The following is a 5,406-nucleotide window of genomic DNA, read 5'->3' on the forward strand; positions in this document are numbered from 1 at the left end:
TCCGCAATTCAAGTCTGCGGACGCAATCGTGGATCGATTCGGCAGCGCTGCCTAGGTGCGGAGAATTTCGCGCTTACGACAGATCCTGTTCAGGCAGTAGCACACGCGTCGTGACGTACCCGCGCGCCAGGATCGCTTGCGACAGACCCTTGACGAGGATGTCGAGGCCCTGTTTTCCGATGCACTGACCAGCATAGTGCTCAAGCCATTCACGTGCGAAGGCGAAGCGATCCATCGGCAATGCCGACGCGCCTTGCGATTTCAGAGCCGTGGGTAGGGCATCGGGTACGTCGAGCGCAAAACGCTCGATCCGAAAGCAGGGTGTTTCCGACGGTAGCGTGGGATACCCAACGCTCGCCACGACGCCCGATCGCACCCCCGGTGCGGAGACCGCCCGTTCGCGCTCGCGCGCCTCTTCCTGCTGTCTGGACTGCTGCTCGTTACCCGGAATGATCGTATGTTGCGGGATTTCCTGTGCAGCTACGCCTACTGTCACGGACAGCAGCGAGGCCGCAATGCAACTCCCCCGTCGGACAATGCTCATGGATGTTGTTCTTATCAATCGGGTTCGTCGATTTATGGAATGCATCGATCCAACGCGACTCGCAGAGCAGCGCCGATTTCTGCTTCTGGAGACTCGAATGGAAGGATGACTTTGGCGTCGTCGCCTAACCCTTCCCATGCTTCGAGCTTGTCATGACGGTTTGGATCAAGCGTTAGAACACCGTCAACTACTTTTGCATGACACAAGATCATTTTCTTGAACAGGGCTTGCTTGGTTTTGTACCCAAACCGTGTAAGAAGGCCATCGACCCACTTCTTATAGTTCTCTCCAACCAGCCGAAAGTCGAAGAAAAGCTGATTTTCCGCACGTTGCTGTGGGGTAATGAAACGGCTTTTCAACAACGCATCGTTGAGACAACGACCGAGTGTTTCGTCATCAGCATCTGCGTCGAGAAAATATGAACCGCCATCCGGATCTGCGATTGAAACTCTATATCCAGACTGCGTTCCAATGAAAATGAAGTCTTGATTTCGATAAATGGCCGCACCGCGCCAAGGCTTAACGTCACTCAATTCACCCCCTTACAGATTTGCACGACGCCTCGCAGATCACCCGCCTCTTAAGGCAACCAAGCAATCCCTGCTATTGATTAGGCCAATTTCGAATCAGACCTCAATCATCCAGCCAATCCCGATTTGGATTCCTTGGTCGTCGGAATACGTAATCCCCCCTTTCAGCAACGTAAGCTGAAACCAGATCATGATTTATATCAACATCCACATACACGCCAGAACCTCGATCGACTTCAACACTTAAACTTTCAGCCGTCACACAACAAGGATTACCAGAGGCAAACAAACCAACCAGCTTTACTCGATAAAATAATAGTGACCAGCCACCCGCGAGACCAGGAATCGAATTGAGTATTGGATACATAATATTTCCATTATCTATTTTCACCCTAAACGGATACTCATAGTCCTCTGGATAATGATCACCAAGAACAAACAATCCATCATCAGTGTCGACCAGCCAACCGGAAACCTCCGTACGATCACCTGTTTTAAGCAAGGTCGACAGTAACATCTCACGAGCATCCATCGTTATCGCCCTATCACAATTGCGTTTACCCCATTCGACATGGCCGAATTCAGCGCACTAGCCAACACGCCTCTAGGACCAATATATGGGTCTCTTGTCATATAGTATGAAACACCATTTACACTAACCTCACTGTCGACGATTATGAAATGCCCCCTTATATTAACTATAACCACCTGCCCTTTTGAAAGATTGGAGCTCAATTGTCCTGGCATCATCACCGTCTCAACAGTATTTTCCACGCCAGCCTTAGATATTACACTTGACAGCTCCGACGCATTAACGCCAGTCGGCCGAATTCCATTTTCGAAGCTCCCAATAACACTTTCAAGACTTACTGAATTACCTGTCCGATCTGAAATAACCATTGCTGCGCAAGCAGGACCGCATACAGGGGCCTCCCCTTGCAACACAACCGTCCCATTTGGTTGATATGGAATTTTCTTCGGGATTTCTGCGGCACCACCAGCACCATCCAGCGCTCCCAAAGCCCGCCCGTCCGTAACTGCACTCGTGCGACTGGCAAGCGCCATGCTATCAAGCACATCGCGACCAACGTTGATGCCAATTTTGGCAAGACCAATTCCAGCTTTAACCGCACCGCTCACACCGGCCACCACTGAACCGACCTGCCAGGTCAGTTCACCGATATTTTGACCGAGTTGCAGCGCCTGATCAGTCCCGCCGACGCGCAGCGCGGTCTGAATCTGTCCGATCTTGACATTCAAGTTGTCAACGACCGCCTGTCCAAGCTGGTCACGCATCTCCTTGCTGTTGATCAGCTCATACATCCCTTTCAGACCGGTCACCGGGTCGCTCAGGAATTCCGCCAACCCACGGACGTCGTTCCAGCCTGCCTGCGCAAGCCCCTTGCCAAATCCGGCCAGCGTCGCGGCATCCTGTACTGACGATACTGTCGCCCACTTTCCAGTTGTCTGGACAGCGCACATCAGATTCGTACAGGCCATCAACTCCTTCTGGGCCTGCACCTTCTGTTCGGTCGCAAGCCAATTGTTCTGCGCAGCCGCAGTCGCGCTGGTCGTTGTCGTGGCCGCACCCGAGGCGCCTCCCACCCCGGATTCAGCCGCCACGCCGGCCACGATGGACGAAATCAGATTTTGTTTCGCTTCCTTCTCCTGCTCGGTCATGTCAGGAGTCGGAGGCGCAAACAGATTCGTCAGCAGACTGGATGCCGCCGCGCCCATCGCGCCGGCGCTGCAGCTTTGGCTGCTGGCAGCCGCACCTGCACATCCAACAATCGCGTGCAGCGCAGCATGCAGCGGGCTACCTTCCGTCACCGTGCCATTTTCGACCAGCTTGCCGATGTACGACGCGCCTTGCTGCTGCAGGTAATTCACCACACCGGCCTGCGCAAACTGGCCGGCGCCACCGGTCACGTTGCCGCCCGCAGCTGCGGTCAGTGCGGACAGCACTTGCCGGTACGTACCGCCTGGGCCCCATTCCGCCGTCAACTGGTCGGCCTGCTGCTGCGCCTGCAATCGTTGCTCGGGCGTCAAATTCGGATTCTTGGCTGCAGCCTGTGCCGCGTCCGCTTCCTTCAACCGATTGTCAACGAAGGCTCCCGCCTGATTGATGAACTGGCTCGTGATGTCGAAACCGGCCTGAATCTTGCCCTTGTCGAAGATTGGTGCAAGCGCGCTGCTCGTGTTCGACGTGTCCCGATTGACATTCGCAACCGCCTCGGCGGCAGTCTCACCCGTCAGCTGCTGTTGCTTCGCTCCATCGGTAATAGTGAGCGCCCCACCGCTCACGCCGCTCTTGGTCGTCGAGCTTGCATCACCCGATGCGCCCAGCACCACCGGCGGCGCAACCGATATCCCACCCTTGTTCGGCACACTGGTCCCCGGCACCGGATTCACATTATCCGCCGTGCCTTTCTGATCCTTGCCGATAGTGCCGCCATAGCCGCCCGAGAGCCCGACCGACGATGCGTCGTACGATGCGTGGTTCTCGATGTCGCTATGCGTGAGGGTTCCGGTCGTCAGTTTGTTCAGGTTGTCCCGCACGGCCTTGTCGCTGCTCGCGATCACACCGCCTTTCAGATCGGTATTGCCCTTCACGTCGACCTGGAAGCCGCCATCGCCCGCCTTGATCCCCGATTGCTCGATCACGCTTGCGTAATCGCTGTTCATCTTGGTCTGGCCGACGCTGCCCGCCACGCTCGACACACAGGGCGGCGGACAAACACTCACCGAAACGCCCGCATTCTGTTGTTTCGAGCCGTAATGATCCTTGTCTTGCAGACTCTCGATGTTCAGGTTTCCGCCAACATCGGCGACCACCTGCTTGCCCGACGCGACTGCACCCTTCAAATTCGTATCACCGCCTGACTGGATCGCGAGTTGATTGCCCGCGGTCACATGCGTATTCGTCCACGTCGACGAATCACCATCCGCGTTACCGCGATTCCCGGCAACGCTCGCCGTGAGCGCGACACCGGTCTTCGCGCCAACGGTGAACGACACGCCCACCGAGGCACTCGCCCCGCTGTTCGTACTGTGCTGGCTGCTGGTATTTTCCGCGGCCTGCAGGTTCACATTGCCTTCCGCGGCCAGCTTCGCGTTGTTGCCTGCAGAAATCGTGCTGCCGATCACGTCGATATTGCTGTCCTTGCCGGCGCCAGCAGCGGCGATCGTTACGTTGCGGCCCGCTGACACAGTACTTCCCACCGCCGTGCTCGACTGTGCCTGCATCTGACTGTCGCTCTTGCTCGCGCCGACCGACACGTTGATCCCGACGCTTTTCGCGGCATTCACCGGATCCCCGCCCATTTGCTTCAGCGAGTCATAGGTGTTCTTCGCCGCAAGGCCCGTCGTGGCCGCCGCCAACGCAATCAAGCGCGGATCGCCACCCACGCTTTGCGCAGCGTTCGTCATCTGCCGACCGGTCTGCACCGCCGCCACGACCGGATTCGTCACGCCCACCGTCACGCCAGCCTGACGGAACTGCTGCTGCTCTGCGAAGCTGGATGTATCCGTCGCGGCGTCTATCTTCACGGTCTTGCCGGCAAGATTCACGTCGTTGCCCGCATGCAGGATGCTGCCGGTCGCATGCAGATCGTTACCCGCACTTACCGTCAGATTGCCGTTCAGCGCGCCGATCGCACTTCCATTGTTCGTGACCGATGAAGACTGCTGCTTGTCGGAGTTCGAACGAGAACCGACGGATACTGACAAGCCGCCGTTCGACATGAGGCCGGTTTCCTTCTTGTCGAAATAGGTCGACGATTGGATCGTGTCCTGCGAGGTCTTGATGTTCACGTCCCGTGCGGCAGACAGCGACACATCGTTTGTACCGACGATATTGCTGCCCGTCACATTGATGTCCCGGCCGCTCGTGACCGTCACGCCATCCGCCGAAATCGTGCTGCCCTGGCTATAAGTCGCCGTCTGGTCGATTCCGCTTGCGACCTTCGCGCCGCTTACGACATTGCTGTGGCTGTGCGTTTCGTGCGAATTCAGCTCGTGCGTCTCGTTTGCCGCGCCGACGTTCACGTCGCCAGCCGCCAGCAGGTTCGCGTTGCCCTTGTCGAGGGTGATCGCGCTGCCGGAGAGCGTAATGTCCTTGCCCGACACGATATTCACCGTATCGCCGCCCTTGAGCGTCGTGCCTGTGAGCGCCTGATCGGACGTGTGCAGTGTCTCCGCGTAGCTGCCGTGACTGTCGCTGCCCGAACTGTTGCTGTTCACCGTCGATGTCGTGCTCGCCGCACCGAGCGTCACGTTGCCCTTGGCAGCGAGTGTCCCGCCCTGGCCGAGGTCGATCTGTGCGCCCTTGGC

At 57.3% G+C, this 5,406-nt stretch carries 3 protein-coding genes and 1 pseudogene; all 4 read right to left on the bottom strand.

Annotated features, from left to right (window positions below; genetic code table 11):
• Positions 1 to 76: 76 nt before the first annotated feature.
• A pseudogene (locus DIE03_RS37820) lies at positions 77 to 544 on the bottom strand (POTRA domain-containing protein); the annotation flags it as partial.
• Positions 545 to 576: 32 nt separating this feature from the next.
• Positions 577 to 1,077, bottom strand: a complete 501-nt coding sequence (locus tag DIE03_RS37825) for a contact-dependent growth inhibition system immunity protein (RefSeq protein WP_124457126.1) — start codon at positions 1,075 to 1,077, stop codon at positions 577 to 579.
• Positions 1,078 to 1,177: 100 nt separating this feature from the next.
• Complete coding sequence (locus DIE03_RS37830; protein ID WP_124457127.1) at positions 1,178 to 1,606, bottom strand: hypothetical protein; 429 nt, start codon at positions 1,604 to 1,606, stop codon at positions 1,178 to 1,180.
• Positions 1,607 to 1,608: 2 nt separating this feature from the next.
• A partial coding sequence (locus DIE03_RS37835) for a hemagglutinin repeat-containing protein (RefSeq protein WP_185658306.1) occupies positions 1,609 to 5,406 on the bottom strand: 3,798 nt, incomplete at its 5' end.

Source organism: Burkholderia sp. Bp8992, assembly GCF_003853705.1.
In the GTDB taxonomy this organism is placed as follows: domain Bacteria; phylum Pseudomonadota; class Gammaproteobacteria; order Burkholderiales; family Burkholderiaceae; genus Burkholderia.

Excerpts from the sequence above, each read along its gene's own strand:
- DIE03_RS37830 (WP_124457127.1), bottom strand. The coding sequence starts at position 1,606 with ATGGATGCTCGTGAGATGTTACTGTCGACCTTGCTTAAAACAGGTGAT.